This is a genomic window from Streptomyces sp. B1866 (assembly GCF_031932565.1).
Taxonomy (GTDB): domain Bacteria; phylum Actinomycetota; class Actinomycetes; order Streptomycetales; family Streptomycetaceae; genus Streptomyces.
In genome coordinates, this window is sequence record NZ_JAVSCF010000072.1 from 1 (window position 1) to 24,926 (window position 24,926).

At 75.8% G+C, this 24,926-nt stretch carries 23 protein-coding genes and 1 pseudogene; 10 read left to right on the forward strand and 14 right to left on the reverse strand.

Annotated features, from left to right (window positions below; all coding sequences use genetic code 11):
• Positions 1 to 879 (reverse strand): beta-N-acetylhexosaminidase (locus RKE29_RS12645; RefSeq protein WP_312005292.1); only part of this gene is annotated, 879 nt, incomplete at its 3' end.
• A gap of 993 nt (positions 880 to 1,872) precedes the next feature.
• Complete coding sequence (locus tag RKE29_RS12650; protein ID WP_312005293.1) at positions 1,873 to 3,129, reverse strand: S8 family peptidase; 1,257 nt, start codon at positions 3,127 to 3,129, stop codon at positions 1,873 to 1,875.
• A 580-nt stretch (positions 3,130 to 3,709) separates the two neighbouring features.
• Between RKE29_RS12650 and RKE29_RS12655 the strand changes: the two genes are divergently transcribed.
• Positions 3,710 to 4,513, forward strand: a complete 804-nt coding sequence (locus tag RKE29_RS12655) for an SGNH/GDSL hydrolase family protein (protein WP_312005294.1) — start codon at positions 3,710 to 3,712, stop codon at positions 4,511 to 4,513.
• A 38-nt stretch (positions 4,514 to 4,551) separates the two neighbouring features.
• Here RKE29_RS12655 and RKE29_RS12660 read toward each other — a convergent pair whose 3' ends face one another.
• Positions 4,552 to 6,333 (reverse strand): serine/threonine-protein kinase, encoded by a 1,782-nt coding sequence (locus RKE29_RS12660; RefSeq protein ID WP_312005295.1) that lies wholly within the window; start codon positions 6,331 to 6,333, stop codon positions 4,552 to 4,554.
• A gap of 281 nt (positions 6,334 to 6,614) precedes the next feature.
• On the opposite strand from RKE29_RS12660, the gene RKE29_RS12665 reads away from it, so the two are divergent.
• Positions 6,615 to 6,875 (forward strand): hypothetical protein, encoded by a 261-nt coding sequence (locus RKE29_RS12665; RefSeq protein ID WP_312005296.1) that lies wholly within the window; start codon positions 6,615 to 6,617, stop codon positions 6,873 to 6,875.
• 231 nt (positions 6,876 to 7,106) lie between these two features.
• Here RKE29_RS12665 and RKE29_RS12670 read toward each other — a convergent pair whose 3' ends face one another.
• On the reverse strand, positions 7,107 to 7,868 hold the full coding sequence (locus RKE29_RS12670) for a GntR family transcriptional regulator (protein ID WP_312005297.1): 762 nt from the start codon (positions 7,866 to 7,868) through the stop codon (positions 7,107 to 7,109).
• A 113-nt stretch (positions 7,869 to 7,981) separates the two neighbouring features.
• Positions 7,982 to 9,301, reverse strand: coding sequence for a homogentisate 1,2-dioxygenase (hmgA, locus tag RKE29_RS12675; RefSeq protein ID WP_312005298.1), 1,320 nt, complete (start codon positions 9,299 to 9,301; stop codon positions 7,982 to 7,984).
• An 85-nt stretch (positions 9,302 to 9,386) separates the two neighbouring features.
• Here hmgA and RKE29_RS12680 point away from each other — a divergent pair, with 85 nt between their 5' ends.
• A complete protein-coding gene (locus RKE29_RS12680) occupies positions 9,387 to 10,088 on the forward strand; it encodes a TetR/AcrR family transcriptional regulator (RefSeq protein WP_312005299.1) in 702 nt (233 codons plus the stop codon).
• A 52-nt stretch (positions 10,089 to 10,140) separates the two neighbouring features.
• On the opposite strand, the gene RKE29_RS12685 is transcribed toward RKE29_RS12680, so the two are convergent.
• The gene (locus tag RKE29_RS12685; RefSeq protein WP_312005300.1) at positions 10,141 to 10,713 is read right to left on the reverse strand and encodes a hypothetical protein; all 573 of its coding nucleotides are present in this window, start codon (positions 10,711 to 10,713) and stop codon (positions 10,141 to 10,143) included.
• An 85-nt stretch (positions 10,714 to 10,798) separates the two neighbouring features.
• Here RKE29_RS12685 and RKE29_RS12690 point away from each other — a divergent pair, with 85 nt between their 5' ends.
• Both RKE29_RS12690 and RKE29_RS12695 read left to right on the forward strand, forming a co-directional pair.
• On the forward strand, positions 10,799 to 12,217 hold the full coding sequence (locus RKE29_RS12690) for an aldehyde dehydrogenase family protein (RefSeq protein ID WP_312005301.1): 1,419 nt from the start codon (positions 10,799 to 10,801) through the stop codon (positions 12,215 to 12,217).
• 219 nt (positions 12,218 to 12,436) lie between these two features.
• Positions 12,437 to 13,519 carry a zinc-binding dehydrogenase gene (locus RKE29_RS12695; RefSeq protein WP_312005302.1) on the forward strand — a complete coding sequence of 361 codons (1,083 nt, stop codon included), beginning with the start codon at positions 12,437 to 12,439 and terminating at the stop codon, positions 13,517 to 13,519.
• A gap of 72 nt (positions 13,520 to 13,591) precedes the next feature.
• Here the strand turns inward: RKE29_RS12695 and RKE29_RS12700 are convergent, their stop codons facing one another.
• Positions 13,592 to 14,257 (reverse strand): TetR/AcrR family transcriptional regulator, encoded by a 666-nt coding sequence (locus RKE29_RS12700; protein WP_312005303.1) that lies wholly within the window; start codon positions 14,255 to 14,257, stop codon positions 13,592 to 13,594.
• 237 nt (positions 14,258 to 14,494) lie between these two features.
• Here RKE29_RS12700 and RKE29_RS12705 point away from each other — a divergent pair, with 237 nt between their 5' ends.
• Positions 14,495 to 15,646 carry an acyl-CoA dehydrogenase family protein gene (locus RKE29_RS12705; RefSeq protein WP_312005304.1) on the forward strand — a complete coding sequence of 384 codons (1,152 nt, stop codon included), beginning with the start codon at positions 14,495 to 14,497 and terminating at the stop codon, positions 15,644 to 15,646.
• A gap of 222 nt (positions 15,647 to 15,868) precedes the next feature.
• On the forward strand, positions 15,869 to 16,489 hold the full coding sequence (locus RKE29_RS12710; protein ID WP_312005305.1) for a TetR/AcrR family transcriptional regulator: 621 nt from the start codon (positions 15,869 to 15,871) through the stop codon (positions 16,487 to 16,489).
• 111 nt (positions 16,490 to 16,600) lie between these two features.
• Here the strand turns inward: RKE29_RS12710 and RKE29_RS12715 are convergent, their stop codons facing one another.
• Both RKE29_RS12715 and RKE29_RS12720 read right to left on the reverse strand, forming a co-directional pair.
• Positions 16,601 to 17,062, reverse strand: coding sequence for a MaoC family dehydratase (locus tag RKE29_RS12715; protein WP_312005306.1), 462 nt, complete (start codon positions 17,060 to 17,062; stop codon positions 16,601 to 16,603).
• 165 nt (positions 17,063 to 17,227) lie between these two features.
• Positions 17,228 to 17,839, reverse strand: coding sequence for a hypothetical protein (locus RKE29_RS12720; protein ID WP_312005307.1), 612 nt, complete (start codon positions 17,837 to 17,839; stop codon positions 17,228 to 17,230).
• A 211-nt stretch (positions 17,840 to 18,050) separates the two neighbouring features.
• On the opposite strand from RKE29_RS12720, the gene RKE29_RS12725 reads away from it, so the two are divergent.
• Both RKE29_RS12725 and RKE29_RS12730 read left to right on the forward strand, forming a co-directional pair.
• On the forward strand, positions 18,051 to 19,775 hold the full coding sequence (locus RKE29_RS12725; RefSeq protein ID WP_312005308.1) for an AMP-binding protein: 1,725 nt from the start codon (positions 18,051 to 18,053) through the stop codon (positions 19,773 to 19,775).
• The gene (locus RKE29_RS12730) at positions 19,753 to 20,346 is read left to right on the forward strand and encodes a TetR/AcrR family transcriptional regulator (RefSeq protein ID WP_312005309.1); all 594 of its coding nucleotides are present in this window, start codon (positions 19,753 to 19,755) and stop codon (positions 20,344 to 20,346) included. Before RKE29_RS12725 ends, RKE29_RS12730 begins: the two co-directional genes overlap by 23 nt.
• A gap of 87 nt (positions 20,347 to 20,433) precedes the next feature.
• Here RKE29_RS12730 and RKE29_RS12735 read toward each other — a convergent pair whose 3' ends face one another.
• The 4 genes from RKE29_RS12735 to RKE29_RS12750 form a co-directional block, all read right to left on the reverse strand.
• Complete coding sequence (locus tag RKE29_RS12735; protein ID WP_312005310.1) at positions 20,434 to 20,754, reverse strand: DUF202 domain-containing protein; 321 nt, start codon at positions 20,752 to 20,754, stop codon at positions 20,434 to 20,436.
• Complete coding sequence (locus RKE29_RS12740) at positions 20,751 to 21,125, reverse strand: DUF202 domain-containing protein (RefSeq protein WP_312005314.1); 375 nt, start codon at positions 21,123 to 21,125, stop codon at positions 20,751 to 20,753. Before RKE29_RS12740 ends, RKE29_RS12735 begins: the two co-directional genes overlap by 4 nt.
• A gap of 114 nt (positions 21,126 to 21,239) precedes the next feature.
• Positions 21,240 to 21,773: an NUDIX domain-containing protein gene (locus RKE29_RS12745; protein WP_312005311.1), complete on the reverse strand. Its 534-nt coding sequence runs from the start codon at positions 21,771 to 21,773 to the stop codon at positions 21,240 to 21,242.
• 274 nt (positions 21,774 to 22,047) lie between these two features.
• Positions 22,048 to 22,365 carry a chaplin gene (locus RKE29_RS12750; RefSeq protein WP_312005312.1) on the reverse strand — a complete coding sequence of 106 codons (318 nt, stop codon included), beginning with the start codon at positions 22,363 to 22,365 and terminating at the stop codon, positions 22,048 to 22,050.
• A gap of 269 nt (positions 22,366 to 22,634) precedes the next feature.
• Between RKE29_RS12750 and RKE29_RS12755 the strand changes: the two genes are divergently transcribed.
• Positions 22,635 to 24,047 (forward strand): polyketide synthase, encoded by a 1,413-nt coding sequence (locus tag RKE29_RS12755; RefSeq protein WP_312005313.1) that lies wholly within the window; start codon positions 22,635 to 22,637, stop codon positions 24,045 to 24,047.
• Between the two features lie 35 nt (positions 24,048 to 24,082).
• Here RKE29_RS12755 and RKE29_RS12760 read toward each other — a convergent pair.
• A pseudogene (locus RKE29_RS12760) lies at positions 24,083 to 24,926 on the reverse strand (transcriptional regulator); the annotation flags it as partial.

Below are 24,926 nucleotides of genomic sequence, written 5' to 3' on the forward strand. Positions count from 1 at the left end.
GGCCGCGTCGCTGGTGACGTCCAGCCGCCCGTTCCGCATGGAAGAGGTGTCCCTCGGGTCGGGCGGCAACCGGTGCTCCGGGTGCCTGGCCAGTGCGGCCCCCATGTGCCCGGGCATCTCGATCTCCGGGACCACCGTGATGTGATAGCGCGCCGCGAGCTCGACGATCGCGCCGGCCTCCGACTTGGTGAGGTACTCGTCCGACACGATCTCGGGGTGGCTGTCGCTGCCGATCCGGAACCCCTGGTCGTCGGTGAGGTGCAGGTGCAGACGGTTCAGCTTCAGGAACGCGAGCTCCCTGACGTGCCGTTCGAGCCAGCCGGGCGTGAAGTACTTCCGCGCGCAGTCGATCATGAACCCGCGTTCGGGATACCGCGGCCAGTCCCGGGCCTCCCCTCCCGGCACCGACGCCTGGCCCTGGCCGAGTATCTGCAGCAGCGACCGGGTGCCGTAGAACGCGCCGGCCGGCCTGACGGCCGAGATCCGCACGGCGTCGCCGACCAGCAGCCGGTAGCCCTCCTCGCCCAGCTGGGGGTCGATCGCCTGGAGGTCGAGCGCGATGTCCCCCGGCCCCGGTGGCTGGTCCACGACGACCACGGGCACCTGGCGGCCGACGAGCAGCGACAGGTCCTCCCCGAACACCGTCGCCACCGGCATCACCCTCTGCGCGCTGCCGGGCCGGACCACGACCCGTGTGCTCGCCGCCAGCCGGAACCCACCCGGTCGAGGCTTCCATTCCCGCAGGGCCGGAATGGTCCACGGCCGCGCGGGATCCGCCCCTGCCGCCACCGCCCACCCGGGCGCCGCGGCGAGCGCGGTCGCGGCCAGCAGACCCTTGAGCACCGGTCGACGGCTCAGCGCGACCCGCGGTAGAGACATGTCATCCACCGTTCACGAGGACCGAAATTTCGAGGAAAAAACCCGAAGGGATTCGTATCATGTACGAGGAATAAAGCGCCAGACCCATACGCGAGATATTGGGGCAGGTGATTTCCCCCGGTCCTGGGTGGTCAGGGCCTGGACCCCAGCATTGTCTGCCGCCGCCACGACCCGGCAGCCGGCCAGCGGATCCGGGAACGCCCGCCGATCACCGTGACCCCGAACGGCGGCGGCATCGACTGGTACGTGAAGGGTCAATCCAGGCGCACTCGGGCCGTGGAACTGGGAAAATCAAGGCTCAACCGGGAGATTCCGTTCATTTACCATCATTTCCGGGCCGTCGCTAGTAGGGCGGGCAGGGCCATCTCTGGTTCTCGAACGGGACTGGCGTCTGAAGAATTTATCAGATCCGCACGAGTTCATTTCCATAGTTGTGCCGGCGCGGATGAATTATGGCCCCGCTGCGGCGCGGCCCATGCGGCAGGAGCAGCACCTCCTGGCATGCTTCCCGGCGCTCACATGCGCGAGGGGTCGGCTGCCGGAACTGTTACCTGCTCCGAGGCCCGGCACCAAGGGCGCTCACCGAAGCCGGCGCCGACATTTGCTCGACGCGGCCCCGGCGGCGACGCGTCCTCCGCCGCCACGATCTCCGGAAACCCCCGGCCAGGTCGATGCCGCGCCGGGAGCGCAGCGGTCGCCCTGCCGCTGCCGCCGGCCCTGGGCGCTCTCGTCGCACTGGCCGCCCAGGTGCGGGCCGGCGCCCGCAGATGGCGGCCTGACCACCAACATCAACGGTGTCCGTCAAAGCGGAGCAAGCTCAGCTTCAATGTCGCGCAGCGGCGCGGGCGGCGTCAAGACGCGTCCCACCGGACGGCGACGAGCCGTGGAGGCGGGACGCGCCCGCGCTCCGCGGCTCGTTCACCCCGCCCCGGCCGCGCCCTGGTCCGGCGTCAGCCGTGCGCCGGGCGCGGCGCGGAGGCGGTCAGGGCAGGTTCACGGCACGACGCGCAGCAGCTTGTCGGGCGAGCCGGCGCCGGCGCCGGTGACCTTGCCGGACGTCGCGCCGCTCACCAGCGCGGCGGACACCTGCGCCGGGGTGGCCGCCGGGTGGTCGGCGAGGTAGACGGCGGCGGCGCCGGCCACGTGCGGGCTGGCCATGGACGTGCCGGAGATGGTGTTGGTGGCGGTGTCGCCGGTGTTCCAGCCGGCGGTGATGCCCGATCCGGGAGCGAACAGGTCGAGCACCGGCCCGTAGTTGGAGAACGAGGACTTGGCGTCGGAGCTGGTGGTGGCGCCGACGGTGATCGCCTCGGTGACGCGGGCGGGGGAGTAGCGGCTGGCGTCCGCCGAGGAGTTGCCGGCCGCCACCGCGTAGGTGACGCCGCTGGCGACGGAGTTGCGCACGGCGTTGTCCAGCGCGGTGCTCGCGCTGCCGCCCAGCGAGAGGTTGGCCACCGACGGGCCCCGGTGGTTGCGGGTCACCCAGTCGATACCCGCGATGACGCCGGAGGTGGTGCCGGACCCGTTGTTGTCCAGCACGCGGACGGCGACGACCTTCGCGGCCTTGGCCACGCCGTAGGCGGTGCCGGCGGCGGTGGTGGCCACGTGGGTGCCGTGCCCGTGGCCGTCCTGGGCGACGGTGTCGCCGTCCACCGCGTCGTAGCCGTCGACGGCCCGGCCGCCGAGGTCGCTGTGGCTGATCCGGACTCCGGTGTCGATGACGTAGACGGTCGCGCCCGCGCCCGCGCCGTCGGGGTAGGTGTAGGCGCCGTCCAGCGGCAGGCCGGCCTGGTCGACGCGGTCCAGGCCCCAGGACGGCGGGCTCGTCTGGGTGGCGTCGAGGGAGACCGCGGTGTCCTGGACCACCTGGTCGACGGCCGGGTCCGCGGCCAGTCTGCGGGCCTGGCCGGCCGTCAGGCGGACGGCGTAGCCGTTCAGCGCGGCTTCGTAGGTGCGGCGTATCGTGCCGCCGTAGGCGGCGATCACGTCCCTGCCGCGGGCGGACGCGGACCTCCCGCCGGCGCGGCGGTCGAGGGTGACGATGTAGCTGTCCTTGACCGCGCCGGTGGAGCCCGCGCCGATGACGGCGCCCTCGGCGGGCGCCGGCTCCGCCGCACCGGCGGGCAGCGCGGTGGCCGCGCCGAGTACGGCGGCCGCGGCGACGGCCGCCGCGGTCAGGCCGGCCCGGGTGGAGCGGGTGCCGTGGGTGTCACGTGTCCGAGGGTTGCGGGTGTTACGTATCACTGCCATCGCGAGGGGGTCCTCCTCGTAAGGCGGCGCGGGGGCGGGTGCGCCGTGGGGGGTGGGTGGAGCGCGCGGGTGCGCGTCCTGGCAGGGCCCGGCCGGCGGACAGTCCGTCGCCCGTTGCCATGTACATGGTCTTCCTGGCCGCCGGGGCGGTTCAAGGGCTCGGGCGAGATGGCATAGCCATGTCATGCGGCGTAACGCGCCGGTGCCGCCGCCGGCATCTCCCGGGGGTGGCCGCGCGGCTGACGTGCCGACAGGACCGCGGCCGCGCGGGGCCGTTCGCCGGGGTGCGTCGCGCGGGGGCCGCCCTCCCTCGCCGGCGCCGTGCCGCCTTCGTCCGTACGGCGAACAGGAAGCCGGTGCCCGTGCCGGCGTGCTCGGCCAACCGGGCGAACCTGCCCCGACTTGAGGGCAAGAATTTGCCAACTACGCGCATAGACCGCGGGGTTCGGGCGCATGACATAGTCATGTCATCCCCTCGCAACCAGGCGGGCGGTACGGCCGACACCTGGCGCGCGTACACCCCACGTAGCTACGCGCGTCACCTCGGAAGCGACAGCCGACCACCCCACAGGAGAACGCGATGAACCTCACCAGACTCAAGGCGGCCGCCTGCGCCGTGGCCCTGTCCGCCATGGCCCTGGTCACCGGCGCGGGCGCCGCGCACGCCCAGGCCACGGCGGGACCCGTCTACGTGGCCCTCGGCGACTCCTACTCGTCCGGCGTCGGCGCGGGCGGCTACGACGACGCCAGCGGCGACTGCCACCGCACCAGCCGGGCCTACCCGGCCCTGTGGGCCGGCGCCCACGCCGCCGCCGGGTTCTCCTTCACCGCCTGCTCCGGTGCCCGCACCGGTGACGTGCTGAACAACCAGCTCGGCCCGCTGAACGCGGCCACCAGCCTGGTGAGCATCACCATCGGCGGCAACGACGCCGGCTTCTCCGACGTCATGACCATCTGCGTCCAGCCCGGTGAGAGCAACTGCCTGAGCCGCATCGCCGAGGCCCGCGCCTTCGTCCGCGACATCCTGCCCGGCCGGCTCGACCAGGTCTACTCCGCCGTCACCTCCCGGGCGCCGGCCGCGCACGTCGCCGTCCTGGGCTACCCGCGCTTCTACCGGCTCAGCGGCTCGTGCACCTTCGGCCTCACCGAGACCGAGCGCGCCGCGATCAACGACGCCTCCGACTTCCTCAACTCCGTCATCGCCCAGCGCGCCGCCGCCCACGGCTTCGCCTTCGGCAACGTGGCGGCCGCCTTCAGCGGCCACGAGATCTGCTCCGACGACGAGTGGCTGCACAGCGTCGCGCTCCCGGTCTACGAGTCCTACCACCCGACCGCCGCCGGCCAGTCCGGCGGCTACCTGCCGGTCCTGGAGTCGGTGGACTGACCCCGGCGCGCCGCGCGTCCCGCACGGCCGGCGGCCCGTCAGCCGGTGCTCCCACCCTGTCCGCTCGCGCTCGCGCTGGCCGACGGGGCGGGCGAGGAGGCCCCGCCCGACGGCGGGGCCTCCTGGCACACCACGGCGAAGGAGGCGCGGTTGGAGGTGACCGACTTCGGGCTCCTGGTCTCCACGGCGATCCAGTCGCGCCGGGTGCCGTCCGGCTCGTACCCGGTCTCGGCGTGCCGCACCGTCAGCGGCTCGCCGCCGTCCAGCCGGGCGGTCTGCCAGCCGCCGCCGGACACCTCGCCGCTGCCGGTGATCCACCGGTACTCGACCGTCGCGTCCCGGTCGACCGTCAGCGTCGCGGAGAACGCGGGCGCCTGCGCGGCCGGAGGCGGGCAGGCCCCGGCGTAGCTGCCGCGGTCGGCCCGCAGCACGACGGTGAGCGCGTAACCGGTCGGCGAGGGCGAGGCGGAGGCCGACGCCGTCGACGGACCGGAGCCCGTCGCGCTCGCCCCGGAGCTGCGGCCGGCGGTCGCGCCGCCGCTCGGGCTCTCCTGCGACGCGCCGCCGTCCTTGTCGTCACCGCCGCTGTTGACGGCGATCAGCGCCCACGTCAGGCCGCCCAGCGCCAGCACCGCGGCCACCGCCCCGGCCACCACCGCGGCCACCGCGCGGCGCGGCCGGTGCGGCGGCGTGTCCGCACCGGGCGGTAGCGGGCCCGAGGGCGGGCCGCCAGGGCCACCAGGTCCGCCCGGGCCCTCCGGCGCGTACGGGCTGTCGTACGGGCCGTGCGGCGCGTACGGGGACGGCGCGGCCAGGACCCGGGTCGGGGCGGTGCCGCCGGGCGGCGGCGTGGCCCGCGGCGTGCCGCCGGCCGCCGCGATCCGCAGCATGCGCTCCGCCTCGTCCGCCGTCAGCCGCGAGGCCGGGTCCTTGCGCAGCAGCCCGTCCAGGACGGGCGCGAGCGGGCCCGCCCGGCGCGGCGGCGGCAGGGGCTCGTCGACCACGGCGCGCAGCGTGCTCAGCGGCGTGTCCTGGCGGAACGGCGACCGGCCCTCCACCGCCGCGTACAGCGTCACCCCCAGCGACCACAGGTCCGAGGCCGGGCCCGGCGCGTGCCCCAGCGCCCGCTCCGGCGCCAGGAACTCCGGCGAGCCCAGCAGCTCCCCGGTGAGCGTCAGCGCCGAGTCGCCCTCGGCCACGGCGATGCCGAAGTCGGTGAGCACCGCGCGGCCGTCGTTCGCCAGCAGCACGTTGGCGGGCTTGACGTCCCGGTGCAGCACGCCCGCCCCGTGCGCGGCCCGCAGCGCGGCGAGCACCTGCGTGCCGACGGCGGCGGCGCGGGCCGGCGGCAGCGCGCCCTCGTGGCGGATCACGTCGGCCAGGGACAGGCCGCGCACCAGCTCCATGACGATCCACGGGTGGCCGGCCTCGACGGCCACGTCGTAGACCGTCACCACGTTGCGGTGCGTCACCCGGGCGGCCGCCCGGCCCTCCCGCTCCAGGCGCGCGTACAGCAGCGCCACGTCGCGGTCGGCCAGGCCCGCCGGCGCGCGCACCTCCTTGACGGCCACCTCGCGGCCCAGCACCTCGTCGCGCGCCTGCCAGACCACACCCATGCCGCCGCGGCCCAGCTCGCCCAGCAGCCGGTAGCGGCCCGCCACCAGTCGCGCGTACCGCTGGCCGTCGCGGCCGCGGTTCCGGCTGCCGTCCCGGCCGTCCTCCCGGCCGCCGGAGCCGTCCGGCGCGCCCGGTCCGCCCTCCGGACCACCGGGGCCCTCCGGGCCTGCCGGGCCCTGCGGCCCTCCCGGACCTCCGCTCATCCCAGGGTCCTCCCCCCATCGCGTGACGCGGGCCGAATGTACTCCTCTACCCGCCTCCGTCACGGGTACCCGGCCGGCGTCCCGGGCCGCGCCGCCCCCGGCCGCCGGGGCGGTGCGCCCTCCCGCGACGGCGACACGGCGGGTGCCTGCCGTCAACCCCCTTGTCACGGGGGTGAATCCGCAGTGGCGATGCGCAGGTGACGGATCGGGGAGGTAGGGTTACCCTGCCCAGGGCGAGTGCCCTTGTACCAGGGCGGTGCCCTCGTAGGGTGGGGAGTGTCATGGAGCAGATAACAGTACGCAGCAGGCCGCGTGTGCCGGCCATCGAATGCGGCGGCGCGGCCGGTGCCCGTCTCGACCGCCACCTCGCGGTCCTCGGCGGCCCCGCCGTGCCCCGCCGCGAAGTCGAGGGCGCGGCAGTGCTGATGCAGCAGCTGACGTCGCGTGACCGCGCGCGCGTGGACGACAGCCGCGGCGCCAAGGTGTCGCTGTTCGCCCCGCTGCGGAGGCTGCGGCGCTCGCTGTTCGGCAGCCGCGGCTGACGCGCGGCGGATCCGGTGCTCCCGCCGGGCCGGTGCCCCTCACGGGTCCGGCCCTCGGGAGGCGCCGCGCACCCGCCGTCCGCCGCGCGCCCGGAGCCGTTGAGGGGAGCGCGATGCAGTGATCGAGGGGAGCACAGTGGAGCCGGTACTCCCCAGCCGGCGACACTGTGCCCCCGCCGGTCCCGCAGCGCCCCGCGCGAGCCGGATGCCCCGCAGGGGCGGCGCGGCGGCTCAGGGCGCGGAGACGGGCACGTCGACGCTGACGGAGAACGAGAAGCGGTCCCCCCGGTAGCGGATGCGGGCCGCGTCCACCGCCCGCCCGTTCTCGTCGTACGTCACACCGGTCACGTGCAGGATCGGGCTGAGCAGCGGTATCCGCAGCAGCCGCGCGGTCTCCGGGTCCGCCAGCCTGGCCTCCACGGTGTTCGTGACGCGGCTGATGCGCACGCCCACCGCGTCCCGCAGCACCCGGGTCATGGGCCAGCGCGCCAGGTCCGCCAGGTCGATGCGCTCGGCCAGCTCGGGCCGTACGAGGTTCTCCGCCCAGTTGACCGGCTCGCCGTCGCGCTCCTGCCGGCGCAGCCTGCGGTAGACCACCCCCTCCTCAAGACCGGGGAAGTGCTCGGCCAGTTCGGCGGGCACCGGCGCGGGCCCGTGGCCGAGCACGGTCGTCCATTCCCCGGACTGCTGGGCCACGATCGCGTCCACCGTGCCCAGCAGCGGCACGGGCGCGCCGCGGCGCGCGTGCGGCTCGATGAACGTCCCGCGCCGCCGGTGGCGGCTGATCAGGCCCTCGGACTCCAGCTCCTTGAGCGCCTGCCGTATCGTCAGCACGCTGACCCCGTAGTGGGCGGCGAGCCGGTCCTCGGTGGGCAGGCGCAGCGGGTCGCCGGGGCGGCGGCCGAGAATCGACGCCCGCAGCGACTGCGAGACCTGGTACCACAGGGGCAGCTTGCCGTTGAGCGTGAGGGAGTCGGGGGAGAAGTCGGTCACGGCGCGGTCTTCCGGTCGCGGTCGGGTCGGGGGCGCGGTCGTGCGGGGGCGGTGCCGGGGCCCGCGGGGCGGCCGGCGCCGGGCGCGGGTGCCGGGCGCGGGCGCGCGGGGCGTCAGGGGCCGAAGTGGCGCTCCAGGCCCCGCCACACGTCGTCGTAGCCGCGTTGCAGGTGGCCGGCCTCCCGTGCCTGCGGGGTGACCGCCACCGGCCAGCGGGTCTCGAACATGAACGCCAGCCCGTCGTCGAGCTTCACCGGCGCCAGCTCGGCGGCGGCGGCCCGCTCGTGGGTCTCCCGGTCCGGGCCGTGCGCGGACATCATGTTGTGCAGCGAGCCGCCGCCCGGCAGGAAGCCGCCCGCCTTGGCGTCGTAGGCGCCCTCGACGAGACCCATGTACTCGCTCATCACGTTGCGGTGGAAGTACGGCGGCCGGAACGTGTCCTCGGCGACCAGCCAGCGCGGCGCGAAGACCACGAAGTCGACGTTCGCCTGGCCGGGCGTGCCGGACGGCGAGGTGAGCACCGTGAAGATCGACGGGTCCGGGTGGTCGTAGCTGATCGTGCCGAGCACGTTGAAGCGGCGCAGGTCGTACACGTACGGCACGTGGTTGCCGTGCCAGGCCACCACGTCCAGCGGGGAGTGGTCGTACGTCGCGGTCCACAGCTCGCCGCAGTACTTGACCACCACCTCCACCGGTCCGGACACGTCCTCGTACGCCGCCGCCGGGGCCAGGAAGTCGCGCGGGGCGGCCAGGCCGTTGGCGCCGACGGGACCCAGCTCGGGCAGGGTGAAGGGGCGGCCGTGGTTCTCGCACACGTAGCCGCGGGCGGCGCCGTCCGGCAGCTCGACGCGGAAGCGCACCCCGCGCGGGATCAGCGCCACGTGGCCCGGGGCGGCCCGCAGCGGGCCGAACTCGGTGCGCAGCAGCAGCGCGCCGTGCTGCGGGACGATCAGGAGCTCGCCGTCGGCGTCGCCGAAGACCCGGGAGGTCATGGGCGTGTCGGCCGCGTAGAGGTGGATGGCCATGCCGGCGCGGCGGGCGGAGTCGCCGTTGCCGCCGAGCGTCCACAGGCCGTCGAGGAAGTCGGTGCCCGCCGCAGGGGCGGGCAGCGGGTCCCAGCGCAGCCGGTTGGGGTCGTGGACGGCACCGGCCCGCACGGGGTCGGTGAACCGGGCCCCGTCCCCGGCGCGCCGGAAGGGCGGGTGCGCGGCCGAGGGGCGGATGCGGTAGAGCCAGGAGCGGCGGTTGTGGGCGCGCGGCTCGGTGAAGGCGGTGCCGCTCAGCTGCTCCGCGTACAGCCCGAGGGGGGCGCGCTGCGGGGAGTTGCGCCCCTGCGGCAGCGCGCCGGGCACGGCCTCGCTGCTGTGCTCGTTGCCGAACCCCGCGGAGCCGGACGGCTCCCGTGCCGCCCGCGTGCCGGTGTCACCGCTCATCACGCGCTCCCGCTCGTCCGTTCATTCCTATGCTAAACCATAGGATTAGCGGTCTGACGCGTCAAGATCGGGCAGGATAGGTGGGATGCCGACACCGCCCCTCCGCCGCGCACCGGTCCAGCGCCGCAGCGCGGAACGCCTCGACCGGATCCTCGACGCCTGCGCCCGGCTCCTGGAGGAGGTCGGGTACGAGGCCCTGAGCACCCGCGCGGTCGCCGAGCGGGCCGCGGTCCCCATAGGCTCGGTCTACCGCTTCTTCCCCAACAAGCGCGCGATGGCCGAGGCGCTGGCCCACCGCAACCTGGACGAGTACAGCGCGCGCGTCGAGGACCGCCTGGCCGCCCTGGACGCCGCGGCGGCGCCCGGCCCGTCCGGCCCCGACCGGCGCCGGAGCCTCGACTGGCGGCAGGCCGTGGAGGTCGTGGTCGAGGAGTACCTGGCGATGAAGCGCGGGGCGCCCGGCTTCGCGCTCGTCGAGTTCGGCGCGCCGCTGCCCGGCGCGGCCGCCCGCGAGCGGCCCAACGACCTGGTCGTGGACCGCCTCATCGGCCTCCTCGGCGAGCGCCTGGGGCTGGCGGACGGCGGGAGACCGCGGCCGCCGGACGGCGCGGACGCCTGCCCGGGCCCGCCGGCGCCCGAGCGGCTGCGCCTCGTGCTGCTGATCGCGGTCGAGGCCGCGGACGCGGTCCTGCGGCTCGCCTTCCGCGCCGACCCGCAGGGCGACCCGGAGATCGTGGCCGAGGCCAAGGAACTCCTGCGCCGCTACCTCGAACCCGTGCTCGGCTGAGCGCGGCTCCGCGGGCACCGCCGCGCAGGGGTGCCCGCCGAGCCGGCCCGCCTCAGCGCGCGGAGAGGTACCGCAGGCGCTCCGCGGCCAGGCAGGCCCGTCCGAGGGCGACGCGGACCTCGGCGGCGCTGGCGCCGCTGCACTTCATCGCGTAGAAGAGCACCACGTTGATCGCGGTGACCGCTCCGGAGTAGACGTAGACGTCCCCCACGAGCCCCACGGTGATCAGCGATCCGATGGTCCACACCGCGGCGGAGTAGAAGCCCGCGGACGGGGTCCACTGGCTGAACGACTCCAGTCCGGCGATCCGGCCGGAGGGCACCGTGGACAGGCCGTGGGCCCGGGCGTGCCGTATCGCCGACTGGGCGAAGGCGAGACAGGCCAGGTTGATGAGGAAGACGGCGGAGATGCCGATGCCCGTGAAGATCGGCCACCAGTCCCGCGCTGATGGTCTCGGGGCTCCGGGTGGCGCGCCGGGTGCGGCCCGCCTGCGCGGCATGCCGCCCGGGACATGTGCGCGGACCACGGTCCCGGCGGGCGTCCTGCCGCCGCCCAGGGGCGGCGCGCGCGGAACCGCGTCCGCCGCCCGCGCCGCGGTGTCCGTCGACGCCGTGAGGGACGGCACGCCGCGCCCCCTGGCACCGAAAAACTACCGGCGCTAGTTTGGTCCCCGCCAGCGGACCACAGTGGCCGGGCACGGGAGGGCGACCATGAAGGCCCATGACGGGATGTACACGGACGGCGCGTGGCGGGCGCCCGCCGGCCGCGAGGTGATCGAGGTCGTCAACCCGGCCGACGAGCAGGTGATCGGCGCCGTGCCGGCGGGCACGGCCGAGGACGTGGACGCCGCCGTACGGGGCGCCCGCGCCGCCTTCCCCGGCTGGGCCGCCACCCCGCCCGCCGCGCGCGCCGAGCGGGTCGCCGCGCTGCGCGACGCGCTCGCCGCCCGCCGCGACGAGATCGCCGAGACCGTCACCGCCGAACTCGGCGCGCCGCTGCGGCTGTCCCAGCCGGTCCACGCCGACCTGCCGATCACCGTGGCGGGCACGTACGCGAAGCTGGCCGCCGAGTACCCCTTCGAGGAGAGGGTCGGCAACTCCACCGTCTACCAGGAGCCGGTCGGCGTCGTCGCCGCGATCACCCCCTGGAACTACCCGCTGCACCAGATCGTCGCCAAGGTCGCGCCGGCCCTCGCGGCGGGCTGCACGGTCGTACTCAAGCCCGCGGAGGACACGCCGCTGGTCGCCCAGCTGTTCGCCGAGGCGGTGGACGCCGCGGGCCTGCCGGCCGGCGTGTTCAACCTCGTCACCGGCCGCGGCCCGGTCGCCGGCCAGGCGCTGGCCGAGCACGAGGGCGTGGACCTGGTCTCCTTCACCGGCTCCACCGCGGTCGGCCGGCGCATCGGCGCGCTGGCCGGCGGGGCCGTCAAGCGGGTCGCCCTGGAACTCGGCGGCAAGTCGGCCAACGTGATCCTGCCCGGCGCCGACCTGGCCCGCGCCGTCAACGTCGGCGTCGCCAACGTCTTCGCCAACTCCGGCCAGACGTGCAGCGCCTGGACCCGGATGCTGGTGCACGCCGCCGACTACGACGAGGCCGTGGGCCTGGCCGCCACGGCCGCGAAGAAGTACCCGCCCGGCGACCCGCGCGACCCGGCCACCCGGCTCGGGCCCCTGGTCAGCGCCGTCCAGCGCGACCGGGTGCGCGGCTACATCGAGCGGGGCGTGGCGGAGGGCGCGCGCCTGGTGGCGGGCGGCCCGGAGGCGCCGGAGGGGCTGACGCGCGGCTACTGGGTCGCGCCCACCGTCTTCGCGGACGTGACGCCCGGCATGACCATCGCGCAGGAGGAGATCTTCGGCCCGGTCCTGGCCGTCCTGCGGTACGAGGACGAGGAGGAGGCGCTGCGCATCGCCAACGGTACGGTGTACGGGCTGGGCGGAGCCGTGTGGGCGGCCGACGAGGCGGCGGCCGTCGCCTTCGCCCGCCGCATGGACACCGGCCAGGTCGACATCAACGGCGGCCGGTTCAACCCGCTGGCACCCTTCGGCGGCTACAAGCAGTCGGGCGTGGGGCGCGAGCTGGGCACGCACGGCCTGGCCGAATACCTCCAGCCCAAGTCCCTCCAGTTCTGACCCGTCGCCGCCGGTCCTGAGCGAACCCGCCCGAGCCCGGCCCGCCCGCCGGCCGTCGGCCCGCCCGTCGGCCGGGGGCGCCGGATCCGCCCGCCGCACCCGCGCCCCGGGACCGGGCCCCGGGACCGGGCCCGCCAGGTCCGCCCGCCGGCACCCCGCCGCTCCCCGGCACCCCGCACCCGCCGTCCCCCGTCCCGCCGCCAAGGAGACCCCGCCCTCATGACCCGAGCCGTCGTCCTGCCCGCCGTGGGCGCCCCGCTGACGATCGACGACATCGACCTGCCCGCTCCCGGGCCCGGCCAGGTACGGGTCAGGCTCGCCGCCGCGGGCGTGTGCCACTCCGACCTGTCGCTGGCCAACGGCACCCTGCGGCAGCCCGCCCCCGCCGTCCTCGGGCACGAGGGCGCGGGCACGGTCGTCTCCCTCGGCGAGGGCGTGCGCACCGTCGCGCCCGGCGACCCGGTGGTGGTCAACTGGGCGCCGGCCTGCGGCGGCTGCCACTTCTGCGACCTGGGCGAGCCGTGGCTGTGCGCCAAGGCGGGCGACGCCGCCGGCGTGCCGTACGCCAAGCTCGCCCGCGACGGCGGCGAGCTGTACCCGGGCCTGGGCTCGGCCGTCTTCGCCGAGGAGACCGTGGTCGCCGAGCGCGCCGTGCTGCCGGTGCCCGCGGGCGTGCCGCTGGCCGACGCCGCGCTGCTGGGCTGCGCGGTCCTCACCGGCTACGGCGCGGTCCGCAACAGCGCCGCGGTGCGCCCGGGCGAGTCGGTGGCCGTCTTCGGCGTCGGCGGCGTGGGCCTGGCCGTCCTGCAGTCGGCCCGCATCGCCGGCGCGGGCGCGATCGTCGCGGTGGACGTCTCCCCGGCGAAGGAGGAGCTGGCCCGCGCGGCGGGCGCCACCGAGTTCGTGGTGGCCTCGGACCGTACCGCCAAGCGGATCCGCGAGCTGACCGGCGGGTTCGGCGCGGACGTGGCCATCGAGTGCGTCGGCCGGGCCGAGACCATCCGTACGGCCTGGAGCTCCACCCGGCGCGGCGGCCGCACCACCGTGGTCGGCATCGGCGGCAAGGACCAGCAGGTCTCCTTCTCCGCGCTGGAGCTGTTCCACTTCGGCCGCACGCTCTCCGGCTGCGTCTACGGCAACAGCGACCCGGCCCGGGACCTCCCGGCCATCGCCGCCCACGTGCGGGACGGCAGCTTCGACCTCGGCGGCATGGTGACCGAGCGGATCGGCCTGGAGGGCATCCCCGCGGCCTTCGACGCGATGCTCGCGGGGCGCGGCGGCCGGGCGCTGGTGGTCTTCTAGCGGGCGGTCATCTGGCCGGCGGCCGGCTGGCCGGTGGTCTTCCGGCTCGGTGGTCTTGTAGCCGGCGGCCGCTCAGGGGCCCGGTCCGGCTCTGTGCGCGGCCGCCCCGGCCACCCGCTCGTACTGCCGGCCCAGGCCGTCCACCAGCGCCGCGAGCCCGGTCTCGAACGCGCCCTCGTCCACCTGCTGCTGGTGCTCGGCCAGCAGGTGGGCCTGGCCCAGGTGCGGGTAGGCGGCCGGATCGTAGGCGGCCGGGTCGTCGACGAAGCCGCGGGCGAACGAGCCGAGGGCCGACCCGGCGACGAAGTACCGCATCAGCGCGCCGATCCGGGTGGCGTACGCGGGCGGCCAGCCCGCCGCCACCATGCCGCCGAAGACGGCGTCCGCCATCCTCAGGCCCGCCGGGCGGCGGCCGGGGCCCTGGGCGAGGAACGGCACGATGTGCGGGTGCGCGGCCAGCGCGGCCCGGTAGGAGCGGCCCCAGGCCAGCAGGGCCGCGCGCCAGTCCGTGCCGTCGTGGAACACCGACACGTCGACCTGGGCGACGACGGTGTCCGCGACCGCGTCCAGGATGTCGTCCTTGGTCGTGAAGTGGTTGTACAGCGACGGGCCGCTGACGCCCAGTTCGGCGGCGAGCCGGCGGGTCGAGACGGCCTGGAGCCCTTCCGCGTCCACGAGCGCGAGCGCCGCCGCGACGATGCGCTCGCGGCTGAGCAGGGGCTTGCGGGGTCGGGCCATGCGGCACATAGTAGAGGCTGCCGCCAGAAAACTAGCAGTGGTAATTTATAGTCGGACCGAAGACGGGCCGTCGGCCGGACCACCGGTCCGCCGGGGCCGCGCCAGGCCCGCCGGCCTGTCGATCCACCGACACGCCGACACGTCCGACGTGTCGTCGTGTCGACGCGTCGACAGGCCGATCCGCCGTCCGCGCCCCCGCGCGGGCAGGCGGTCGGCCCACCGACCGGGAGGTACGCCATGGATCTCGCGCTCAGCCCAGAGCAGGCCGCGGTCCAGCAGCTCGCCAGGGACTTCGCCGAGCGCGAGGTCGTCCCCCACGCCGCCGCGTGGGACCGCGCCGAGAGCGTGGACCGCGGCATCGTGAAGAAGCTGGGCGCGCTCGGCTTCCTGGGCCTCACGGTCCCCGAGGAGTACGGCGGCTCCGGCGGCGACCACTTCAGCTACGTGCTGGTCACCGAGGAGCTGGGCCGCGCCGACTCCGCCGTGCGCGGCATCCTGTCCGTCTCGCTGGGCCTGGTCGCCAAGTCGATCGCGGCCTGGGGCAGCGAGGAGCAGAAGCGGACGTGGCTGCCGCGGCTGTGCGCGGGCGAGGCGGTCGGCAGCTTCGGCCTGACCGAGCCCGGCGTCGGGTCGGACGCCGCGCACCTGACCACCCGCGCGCGGCGGGACGGCGACGCGTACGTCATCGACGGCACCAAGATGTTCATCACGAACGGCACCTGGGCCGACGTGGTCCTGGTCTTCGCCCGCACCGGCGCCGACCCCGGGCACAAGGGCGTCAGCGCCTTCCTGGTGCCCGCCGACACCCCGGGCCTCACCCGGCGCGAGATCCACGGCAAGCTCGGCCTGCGCGGCCAGGCCACCGCCGAACTGGTCTTCGAGGGCGTCCGCGTGCCGGCCTCCGCGATGGTCGCGCCGGAGGGCAAGGGCTTCTCCGTGGCCATGTCCGCGCTCACCAAGGGCCGGATGTCGGTCGCGGCCGGGTGCGTGGGCATCGCGCAGGCGTGCCTGGACGCGGCCGTGAGGTACGCGGGCGAGCGCGAGCAGTTCGGCAGCCCGATCGCCGGCCGCCAGCTGGTCCAGGAGCTGATATCCGACATCGCGGTGGACGTCTCCGCCGCGCGCCTGCTGACCTGGCGGGTCGCCGACCACATCGAGCGGGGGCTGCCGTTCGCCACCGAGTCGTCCGTGGCCAAGCTGTTCGCGAGCGAGGCCGCCGTGCGCTGCGCCAACAACGCCCTCCAGGTCTTCGGCGGCTACGGATACATCGACGAGTACCCCGCGGGCAAGCTGCTGCGCGACGCGCGCGTGATGACGCTGTACGAGGGCACGAGCCAGATCCAGAAGCTGCTGATCGGCCGCGCGCTGACCGGCGTCGCGGCCTTCTGAGACGCCCCCCACGGGTCCCTTCGGGGAGCCCCGGGCCGACCGCGGACCCGCGGCCGGCCCGGGGCCGCCCGCCGGGGCCGCCCGCCGGGGCCGCCCGCCGGGGCCGCCCGCCGGGGCCGCCCGCCGGGGCCGCCCGCCGGGGCCGCCCGCCGGGGCCGCCCGCCGGAGGGCTCCGCCGCCGGATCTAAGCACTCGCTCACCCGCCGCTGTAGGGTGTCCGCCATGGACACGGAGGCGACGGGCAGCGAGGAGCGGGTCGAGGAGTGGTCCGGGATCACCCCGGAGGCGGCCAGGCGGCTGGTGTCCGCGGCCGTGAGCGCCTTCGCCGAGCGCGGCTACCACGCCACCACCACCCGCGACATCGCCGGCCGCGCGGGCATGAGCCCCGCCGCCCTCTACATCCACTACCGCACGAAGGAAGAGCTGCTGTACCAGATCAGCAGGAACGGCCACCAGCTCGCGCTGGCCATCGTGGAGCGGGCCCGGGACGCGCCCGGCACCCCGTCCCGGCGGCTCGCCGACGCCGTGCGGTCCTTCGTCCGCTGGCACGCCGAGCGGCACACCACCGCGCGCGTGGTGCAGTACGAGCTGGAGGCGCTGGACGAGGAGCACCTGGCCGACATCGTGGCCCTGCGGCGGGCCACGGACGGCGCGGTGCGCTCGATCATCGAGGACGGGGTGCGGTCGGGCGACTTCGACGTGCCCGACGTGCGCGGCACGACCCTCGCGGTGATGTCGCTGTGCATCGACGTCGCCCGCTGGTTCAAGGCGACGGGCCGCCGCACGCCCGACGAGATCGGCGCGCTCTACGCCGACCTGGTGCTGCGCATGGTCGGGGCCTGAGGCCCGGCGCCGCCCGCTCCGGCGCCGTACGGGCCGTACGGCACACCGCCCGTGCGGCGCCGGACACGCGGCAGCCCCGGCAGCCTCAGCACACCTGCGACCGCCTCGGATTCAGAAGAGGTAGCGCACCACGGGCTCGGCCACGCACACCGGCTTGTCCCCGCCCTCCCGCTCCAGCGCCACCGCCAGCGCGACCTGAACGCCGCCCGTGACGTCGGCCACCTCGGCGACCCGGCCGGTGGCGCGCAGCCGCGAGCCGACCGGGACGGGGGCGGGGAAACGGACCTTGTTCACGCCGTAGTTGATGCCCATCCGCACGCCCTCGACGCGCAGCAGTTGGGGGGTGAACAGCGGAAGCAAAGACAGCGTGAGGTAGCCGTGCGCGATCGTCGTGCCGAAGGGCCCCGCGGCGGCCTTCTCCGGGTCCACGTGGATCCACTGGTGGTCTCCGGTGGCGTCCGCGAACAGGTCGATCCGCTTCTGGTCGACCTCCAGCCAGTCGCTGGGACCGAGGTCCGCGCCGACCGCGGACCGCAGGTCGTCGGGCGAGGAGAAGATGCGGGGCTCTGCCATGTCCGTGCCTCCCGGGGCCAATACACCTACTAAGCGCTTGCTCAGCATGCGAGAGGCCCGTCCCCCTGTCAACGCGCGGCGGTCGTGAGGACGCGCGCCGACAGGGGATCGCGCGGTGCGCCGGCCGTGGCCACGGCGGAGCCGTGCGCCTGGCGGTGGCGCGTGTCACACGGCCGCGTACCGCGGTTCGGCCGCGGCGCGCCTGGCCGCCTCCCGGGCCTCGGGAGTCAGCAGCGCGGTGGGCACCGCCACTCCGCAACCCAGGCAGACCGGTCCGGCCGCGGGGCGGCGGTGCGCCCCCCCGCGCCAGACGAGCCGGCTGTCGGCGCAGACGGGGCAGGCCGTCCCCGGCCCCTCCTCCAGCGCGCGGATCAGCCGGGCGAGGACGTCCGCGAGCCGGCCGTCCGGGTGTTCCTCGGGGTTCTCGCAGGGGAGGATGTCGCACCCTCCCCAGGCGTGCAGGTGCCAGTCATCCACGCCGACCGGCTGGCGGATCCCGTCGTGCTTCTCCTGCCGGCGCCGCTCGGCGAACTCCGCCTCGTACGCCAGCCACAGGACGCGGGCCTCCTCCAGCTCCTCCAGCGCCGCCATCAGCCGCCCGGGTTCGGGCCTGCGGTCCTCCGGGGCGAACCCGGCGCGGCCGCACAGATGGTGCCACGTCGCCCGGTGCCCGTAGGGCGCGAACCGCTCCAGGCACTTGCGCAGCGAGGTGCGCCGCTGGGTGACGTGTCTGCGCGGATTGCGAACTTCTCGTGCAAGAGATCTGAAACCGGCCATTTCGTGCCACCTCCGCGTGTGCGGACCCGACTGGTCGTCCAATGGACGTAACGCAGCGCGATTCGGATCCCTCCGGTTCCATGTCCCGTCACCCGGCGGTGGCCCCGCCCGGACGGCCCCCTTCCGCCCGTACATACCGACTGGTTAGTCTCCTATGCGAGTACACCATTGCGAGCACACCCTGCGAGCACACCGAAGGAGGCGCGCGATCGTGGGCACCGCACGCGGTTACCGGGACCGGCCCTGGCTCTCCCTGCTCAACCAGGCCCAGCGCGGCCCCGTCCAGCCGCCGCCCAGCGTGCTGCACGCCTTCCGGGACACCGCCCGCGCCGCGCCGGACCGCACGGCGCTCGCCTACTTCGACGGGCGGCTGAGCTACCGGGAGACCGACGCGCTCTCCGACGGCGTCGCCGGGCACCTCGCGGCCCGCGGCTTCCGGCCCGGCGACCGGCTCGCGGTCATGCTCCAGAACACCCCCGGCTACGTGCTCGCGCTGCTCGGCGCGTGGAAGGCGGGCGGCACGGTCGTCCCGGTCAACCCGATGTACAAGGCCGGCGAGCTGACGCACATCCTCACCGACTCCGGCGCCACCGCCCTGGTCTGCTCCGACCACGCCTGGCGGGAGTACGTGCGGGAGGTGGCCGCCGCGCTGCCGGTGCGGGTGGCGCTCACCGCCAGCGCGTACGACCACCAGCGGCGCGACGACCCGCGCGTGCTGCGGGAGGGGCGGATCGCGCCGCCCGAGGGCGCCGACGACCTCGCCGCGGCCGCCGCGGCCGGCGCCGCCCGGCCGCCGGTACCCGCGCCCGCGGCCGGGGACGTCGCCCTGATCAGCTACACCTCCGGGACCAGCGGCAGCCCCAAGGGCGCCACCAACACCCACGGCAACATCGCCTACAACGCCGAGCGGCAGCGCGTGAACCAGGCGCTGCCCGCGCCTGCCGCCTACTTCGCCATGGCGCCGCTGTTCCACATCACCGGCATGGTCGCCCAGCTGTCGGCCTGCCTCGCGGCGGGCGGCACGCTGGTGCTGGCCCACCGCTTCGAGGCCGGCGTCGTCCTCGACGCCTTCCTGGAGCACCGGCCCGCCTACACCGTCGGCCCGTCCACCGCGTACATGGCCCTCCTGGCGCACCCCGCGGCCACCCCGGACCACTTCGCGTCCTTCCGGGTGCTCTCCTCGGGCGGCGCGCCCCTGCCGCCGGCCCTGGTCGAGCGCTTCGAGGCCGCCTTCGGCCGGTACCTGCACAACGGCTACGGGCTCACCGAGTGCACCGCGGCCTGCGCCGGCGTGCCCATCGGCCGCCGGGCCCCCGTCGACCCGGCCTCCGGCACCCTCGCCGTCGGCGTGCCCGGCGCCGACACGCTGGTGCGCATCGTCGACGAGCAGGGCGCGGAGGTGCCGTTCGGCGTGCCCGGCGAGATCGTCGTCAGCGGCCCGCAGGTCGTCCCCGGCTACTGGCGGCGGCCCGCCGACACCGCCGCCGCCCTGGCCGGCGGCGAGCTGCGCACCGGCGACGTCGGCTTCATGGACCCCGACGGCTGGCTCTACGTGGTCGACCGCAAGAAGGACATGATCAACGCCTCCGGCTTCAAGGTCTGGCCGCGCGAGGTGGAGGACGTGCTCTACACCCACCCCGCGGTCCGCGAGGCCGCCGTCGTCGGCGTGCCCCACCCCTACCGCGGCGAGACGGTCCGGGCCTTCGTCAGCCTCCGCCCGGGCGCCCGGGTCAGCGCCGGAGAGCTGACCGCCTACTGCGAGCAGCGGCTCGCCGCGTACAAGTACCCTCGCCAGGTCGACATCCTCCCCGAGTTGCCGAAGACGACAAGTGGGAAGATCCTTCGGCGGGAGCTGCGCGGCGCCCGTAGCGGCGGCGGCGCGGGAGCGGACGAGCGAGAGGCGGGTGGCGGCCATGGCCAGGGCGGCGGACGGTGACGGGAAGCCGGTGCCCCGGCGGCTGCTTGCCGCCGCCACCCGGCTGTTCGCCGAGAGCGGCTACGACCGCACCTCCGTGCAGGACATCGTCGCCGCGGCGGGCGTCACCAAGGGCGCCCTCTACCACTACTTCGGCTCCAAGGACGACCTGCTCCACGAGATCTACGGCCGCGTCCTGCGCCTCCAGCAGGAGCGGCTGGACGCCTTCGCCGCCGCCGACGCGCCGGTCGAGCGGCGGCTGCGGGAGGCCGCGGCCGACGTCGTCGTCACCAGCATCGAGAACCTGGACGACACGCGGATCTTCTTCCTGTCGATGCACCACCTCAGCCCCGAGAAGCACAAGCAGGTCCGCGCCGAGCGCCGCCGCTACCACGAGCGCTTCCGCGCCCTGGTCGAGGAGGGCCAGCGGGCCGGCGTCTTCACCTCCGACTTCCCGGCGAACCTGGTCGTGGACTACCACTTCGGCTCGGTCCACCACCTGGGCGTCTGGTACCGCCCGGACGGCCCGCTGAGCCCGCAGCAGGTCGCCGACCACCTGGCCGAGATGCTCATGCGGATGCTGCGCCCGTAGGACCCGCCGGGTCCGGGGCCCGGGCCCGTACGGCCGGTCCGGGCCCGTACGGCCGGTACGTATCGGCCCGGCCGCCCGCAGCGCGTCTCAGCGCACCACGAGCGCGCCGAAGACGGCCAGCGCCACCGTGCAGCCCGCCGCGGCCACGGCGGCGCGCGGAGTCAGGGCCGGCGGGCGCGGGGCGGCCATCGCACGGACACGGCGGTGGGCGGCGGCCGTGAAACAGGTCCACGCCAGCAGGGCCAGGGCCAGCGCGAGGAGCCGCACCGGGCCGGCGCCGTCGTGGAAGGCCTGCCGGACGGCCAGGGCGCAGACCGCCGCACACGCGAGCGTCGTGCGCCGCCAGGCCAGCCGGGTGCGCTCCGGCTGGAGCCCCCGGTCCCGGGCCGGGTCCGGCCCGCCCGTCACCGGCCGCCCCCGCCGAACCCGGCGACGACCGCCATCAGCAGCGCCGCCACCCCGACCGCCAGCGCCAGCAGCGCGGGGAAGCGGGAGACGGGCAGGTCCTCGCCCCGGCGCATGGCCCGCTCGCAGCGCACCCAGTGGCTCACCGCCCGCACCGCGCACAGCGCGCCCGCGGCCAGCAGGGCCAGGGCCAGCGTCAGGCGCAGCGGCCCGTCGCGGTCCGGTACGAACTGGTCGACCGCGAAGCCGCCGCCCACCAGGGCCATCGAGGTGCGCAGCCAGGCGAGGAAGGTCCGCTCGTTGGCGAGGGAGAAGCGGTAGTCGGGGGTCTCGCCCTCCGCGCGCAGCCGCTTCGGCTCGAACCACAGCCGCAGGTCCGCGGCGGCGGCCGCGAGCCGCCCGCGCCCGGACGGCGGCCTTCGGGGGCGTCCGGGCGGCCCGCCGGTGCGAGGGCCGCCGGGCGGGGTCACGCCGGACACCGACACCCCCTAGCCGCGCCGGTCACGCCGCCACTCCCCAAGCCGCCGGTACGCCTCCGCGCCGTCCGGGACCCACTCCCACTCGGTCAGCCGCTCCCGCAGCTCCTCCTCGGTGAGAAAGGCGTGCCAGGCGATCTCCTCGGGCTGCGGCCGCACCGGCAGCGCGCAGCGCACCTCGTAGACGGCGCAGAACCAGCTGTGCTCGGGGGTGTCGTACAGGAAGGTGAACAGCGGCTCGGGCGCGGGCAGCCCCGAGACGCCCAGCTCCTCCTCCGCCTCGCGCAGCGCCGCCGCGTCGTACGACTCGCCCGCGCCGACGACCCCGCCGACGAACATGTCGTACAGCGACGGGAAGACGATCTTCCGGGCGGTCCGGCGGTGGACGAACACCCGCCCGGCGGCGTCCCGCGCGAGCACGAAGACGCACCGGTGCCGCAGCCGGCGCGCCATGGCGTCGGCGCGCCGGGCCTGGCCCACCACGCGGTCCCGCTCGTCCACGACGTCCAGCAGTTCGTCGGCCGACAGGGGTTCGGATTCGGACATGCGGTCATACAAGCAGATCGCAGGTCGGCCCGCCGACCGGCCCCGGGCCCCGGCCTGCCAGGACCTCCGGGGACACGGCCCCGCCGCCCGCGCGGTCGCCGGGAAAGGCACGGGACGGGCCGGGGCGGGAACGCCGGGAACGGCCGGGAGTAAGGTGGAGAGACGGTGGCGGCGCGGTGCCGGGTGAATGGAGGAACAGTGTGGAATGCGTGTGAAAAAGCGGGGTCGCCGAAGGGGATCTCCCTTCGACGACCCCGCTGCGCGAGGGACCGCGTCAGTGGTGGCGGTGCCCCCTCTTCTTGGCGTGGTGGTGGTGCTCCTCGTCGACCTTGACGACCTTGCCGGTCTGAGAGCAGTCAGTGCCGCTCGCCGGGTTCAGCAGAGCAATGATGTCGATGGTGTTGCCGCACAGGTTGATCGGAATGCCGATCGGCACCTGGACGACGTTTCCGCTGATGACACCGGGGGAGCCGACCGCCGCACCCTTGGCGCCCGCGCCAACGCCGCCGTCGGCCGAAGCCATCCCCGCCGTGCCGGCGACCAGCGCGCAGCCGGCCGCGGTCAGCCCCGCGGCCTTGACGATTGCCTTCATCGTCATATTCCTTCCGTGTTGGGAATCGGGCACTTTCTTCAACGAGCGGATTCCAGCCGGGGTGCGCGCGATCACCCGTTAGCACCATTCACACCGGGCCGCGGCGGTCCGCGGCCGACAAGCCGTGGGCCGAACGGTTGAACGTCGCGAAGTCCCGGTGACCGAAGGCCGCCGAAATCTTTAAGTGACTCTTTAGCGCGGAGCGCGAAGGTCTTCGGTGGTCATATCCGCGTAAGGAACCTGCGCGGACGCGTGGTGGGGGGAGAAGCATGGCTGACGCGGTGTTGCAGGCCCGGGCGGCGGCGTCGGTGAGCGCCGCGCCGGAACGTCCGGCTCGCCCGGCCGGGCCCGGCCGGGCGTCGTCGTCGGGAATCCGGCCGGCCGCCCCGCCGCCCCCGCGGCGGGCCCCGATCGCCGTCGTCGGCATGTCCTGCCGCTTCCCGCGCGCCGCCGACCCCGCCGCCTACTGGCGGCTGCTGCGTGACGGCGTCGACGCCGTCAGCGACGCCCCGCCCGCCCGCCGCGCCGCCGTGCCCGCCCACGGCCCCGCCCTGGCGCGGGGCGGCTACCTCGACGCCATCGACGGCTTCGACGCCGGCTTCTTCGGCGTCTCCCCCCGGGAGGCCGCCGCCATGGACCCGCAGCAGCGGCTCGCCCTGGAGCTCGGCTGGGAGGCGCTGGAGGACGCGGGCATCGTCCCCGCCACCCTCAAGGACAGCGACGCCGGCGTCTTCATAGGCGCCATCTGGGACGACTACGCGTTCCTGGCCAGCCGGTACGGCCCCCGCGCCGTCGGCCCGCACGGCTTCACCGGCCTGCGGCGCAGCGGCATCGCCAACCGCGTCTCCGCCACCCTCGGCCTGCACGGGCCCAGCCTGGCCATCGACACCGCCCACTCCTCCTCGCTGGTCGCCGTCCACCTGGCCTGCCAGGCCCTGCTGACCGGCGAGGCCGACCTGGCGCTGGCCGGCGGCGTCAACCTGCGCATCGCCCCGGAGCACGGGGACGCCGCCGCGCCGGGCGGGCCGTCCCCGGAGGGCTGCCGCCGCACCCCCGGCGAGCGCGCCGACGGGTGCGTACGGGGCGAGGGCGGCGGCCTGGCGGTCCTCAAGCCGCTGCACCGGGCGTTGGCCGACGGCGACCGCGTCCACTGCGTGATCCTCGGCAGCGCGGTCAACCACGACGGGGCCACCGGCGATCTGACCGTGCCCAGCTCCACCGCCCGGGCGGACGTGCTGGAGCGCGCCTACGAGGCGGCCGGCCGGTCGCCCGGCGAGGCCCAGTACGTCGAGCTGCACGGCGTCGGCACCCGCCTCGGCGACGACACCGAGGCCGCGGCGCTGGGCGAGGTGCTGGGCGCCCGCCGGCCGTCGGCCGACCCGCTGGCCGTCGGCTCGGTCACCCCCAACATCGGCCACCTGGAGGCCGCCGCGGGCATCGCCGGGCTGCTGAAGACAGCGCTCGCCGTCCGGCACCGCGAGCTGCCGCCCACCCTGCGCCACCGCGGCCCCGACCCGGCCACCGACCTCGACGGCCTGCGGCTGCGCGTGCAGACCCGGGCCGGCGCGTGGCCGCACCCCGAGCGGCCGCTGGTCGCCGGGGTCAGCTCCTTCGGCGTGGGCGGCACCAACTGCCACGTCGTGCTGGGCGAGGCCCCGCGCCCGGAGCCGACCGGGCCCTGACGGGGCACCAGCCCTTCAGGGCCGGCGACGGGGCCTCAGGCCCGGCCCGCCGTGCGGCGCGAGCGCCACGGCGGGATGTTCGCCACCGCGCGGCCGTCCCGGCGCCCGCCGGGCCGCAGCGGGGCGAGCGGTACGGGCGCGTCGCGGCCGGCGGCCGGGTCGGCGGCCCGCCGCGCCTGCTCGTACAGGTCCTGGGCGTTCGGCAGCCACCGCCGCCGCCAGGCCAGGTCGCCCAGCGACCGCAGCATCCGCGCCTGGGCCGGCCGGTCGCCCGTGCGCCGCGCGGCGTCCAGCGCCAGGGTGTGGGTGCGGTCCCAGTCGTCCCACGCGCGCAGCGCCTCCAGCGCCGCGGTCATGCCGTCCGCCAGGCGCACCGTCTCCCGCCACAGCCCGGCCCCGTGCGCCCGTACGACGGCCTGCACCAGGCCGGTGCGCTCCTGCGCGAACCACTCGACCGAGCCCCGGGCGGCCGCCTCGCGGCCGGCCTCGGCCGCCTGCGTGTACGCCGCGCACATGCGCGCGGTGGCCGCGTGCGCCGCCTCGGGCGCGTCCTCCTGGGCCAGCCGTTCCAGGGCCAGCAGCCGCAGCAGCGGGTGGAGCCGGTAGCGGCCGCGGCGCTCGGTCAGCAGCCGCGCGGCCACCAGGGCCCGCAGCCGGGGCTGGGCCCGCTCGGCGCCCACGCCCAGCACGGCGGCCGCGACCCACGTGCCGAAGGAGCCGTCCGGCGCCAGGCCCAGCAGGCGGAAGGCGCGGCGGTCGCCGTCCGGCGCCTCGTCGTACGCCGACCGCAGCGCGCCCGGCAGCCGCGGCTCGCCGGCCGCCAGCTCGCGCAGCCGGGTGCTCTCCTCGCGCAGCCGGCCGGCCAGCCACGCCGGGTCC

Excerpts from the sequence above, each read along its gene's own strand:
- RKE29_RS12660 (WP_312005295.1), bottom strand. The coding sequence starts at position 6,333 with ATGAGCGGAGGTCCGGGAGGGCCGCAGGGCCCGGCAGGCCCGGAGGGC.
- RKE29_RS12730 (WP_312005309.1), top strand. The coding sequence starts at position 19,753 with ATGGCCAGGGCGGCGGACGGTGACGGGAAGCCGGTGCCCCGGCGGCTG.
- RKE29_RS12700 (WP_312005303.1), bottom strand. The coding sequence starts at position 14,257 with ATGGCCCGACCCCGCAAGCCCCTGCTCAGCCGCGAGCGCATCGTCGCG.
- RKE29_RS12680 (WP_312005299.1), top strand. The coding sequence starts at position 9,387 with ATGCCGACACCGCCCCTCCGCCGCGCACCGGTCCAGCGCCGCAGCGCG.
- RKE29_RS12655 (WP_312005294.1), top strand. The coding sequence starts at position 3,710 with ATGAACCTCACCAGACTCAAGGCGGCCGCCTGCGCCGTGGCCCTGTCC.
- RKE29_RS12750 (WP_312005312.1), bottom strand. The coding sequence starts at position 22,365 with ATGAAGGCAATCGTCAAGGCCGCGGGGCTGACCGCGGCCGGCTGCGCG.
- RKE29_RS12715 (WP_312005306.1), bottom strand. The coding sequence starts at position 17,062 with ATGGCAGAGCCCCGCATCTTCTCCTCGCCCGACGACCTGCGGTCCGCG.
- RKE29_RS12745 (WP_312005311.1), bottom strand. The coding sequence starts at position 21,773 with ATGTCCGAATCCGAACCCCTGTCGGCCGACGAACTGCTGGACGTCGTG.
- RKE29_RS12690 (WP_312005301.1), top strand. The coding sequence starts at position 10,799 with ATGAAGGCCCATGACGGGATGTACACGGACGGCGCGTGGCGGGCGCCC.
- hmgA (WP_312005298.1), bottom strand. The coding sequence starts at position 9,301 with ATGAGCGGTGACACCGGCACGCGGGCGGCACGGGAGCCGTCCGGCTCC.
- RKE29_RS12650 (WP_312005293.1), bottom strand. The coding sequence starts at position 3,129 with ATGGCAGTGATACGTAACACCCGCAACCCTCGGACACGTGACACCCAC.
- RKE29_RS12755 (WP_312005313.1), top strand. The coding sequence starts at position 22,635 with ATGGCTGACGCGGTGTTGCAGGCCCGGGCGGCGGCGTCGGTGAGCGCC.
- RKE29_RS12665 (WP_312005296.1), top strand. The coding sequence starts at position 6,615 with ATGGAGCAGATAACAGTACGCAGCAGGCCGCGTGTGCCGGCCATCGAA.
- RKE29_RS12705 (WP_312005304.1), top strand. The coding sequence starts at position 14,495 with ATGGATCTCGCGCTCAGCCCAGAGCAGGCCGCGGTCCAGCAGCTCGCC.
- RKE29_RS12720 (WP_312005307.1), bottom strand. The coding sequence starts at position 17,839 with ATGGCCGGTTTCAGATCTCTTGCACGAGAAGTTCGCAATCCGCGCAGA.
- RKE29_RS12695 (WP_312005302.1), top strand. The coding sequence starts at position 12,437 with ATGACCCGAGCCGTCGTCCTGCCCGCCGTGGGCGCCCCGCTGACGATC.
- RKE29_RS12710 (WP_312005305.1), top strand. The coding sequence starts at position 15,869 with ATGGACACGGAGGCGACGGGCAGCGAGGAGCGGGTCGAGGAGTGGTCC.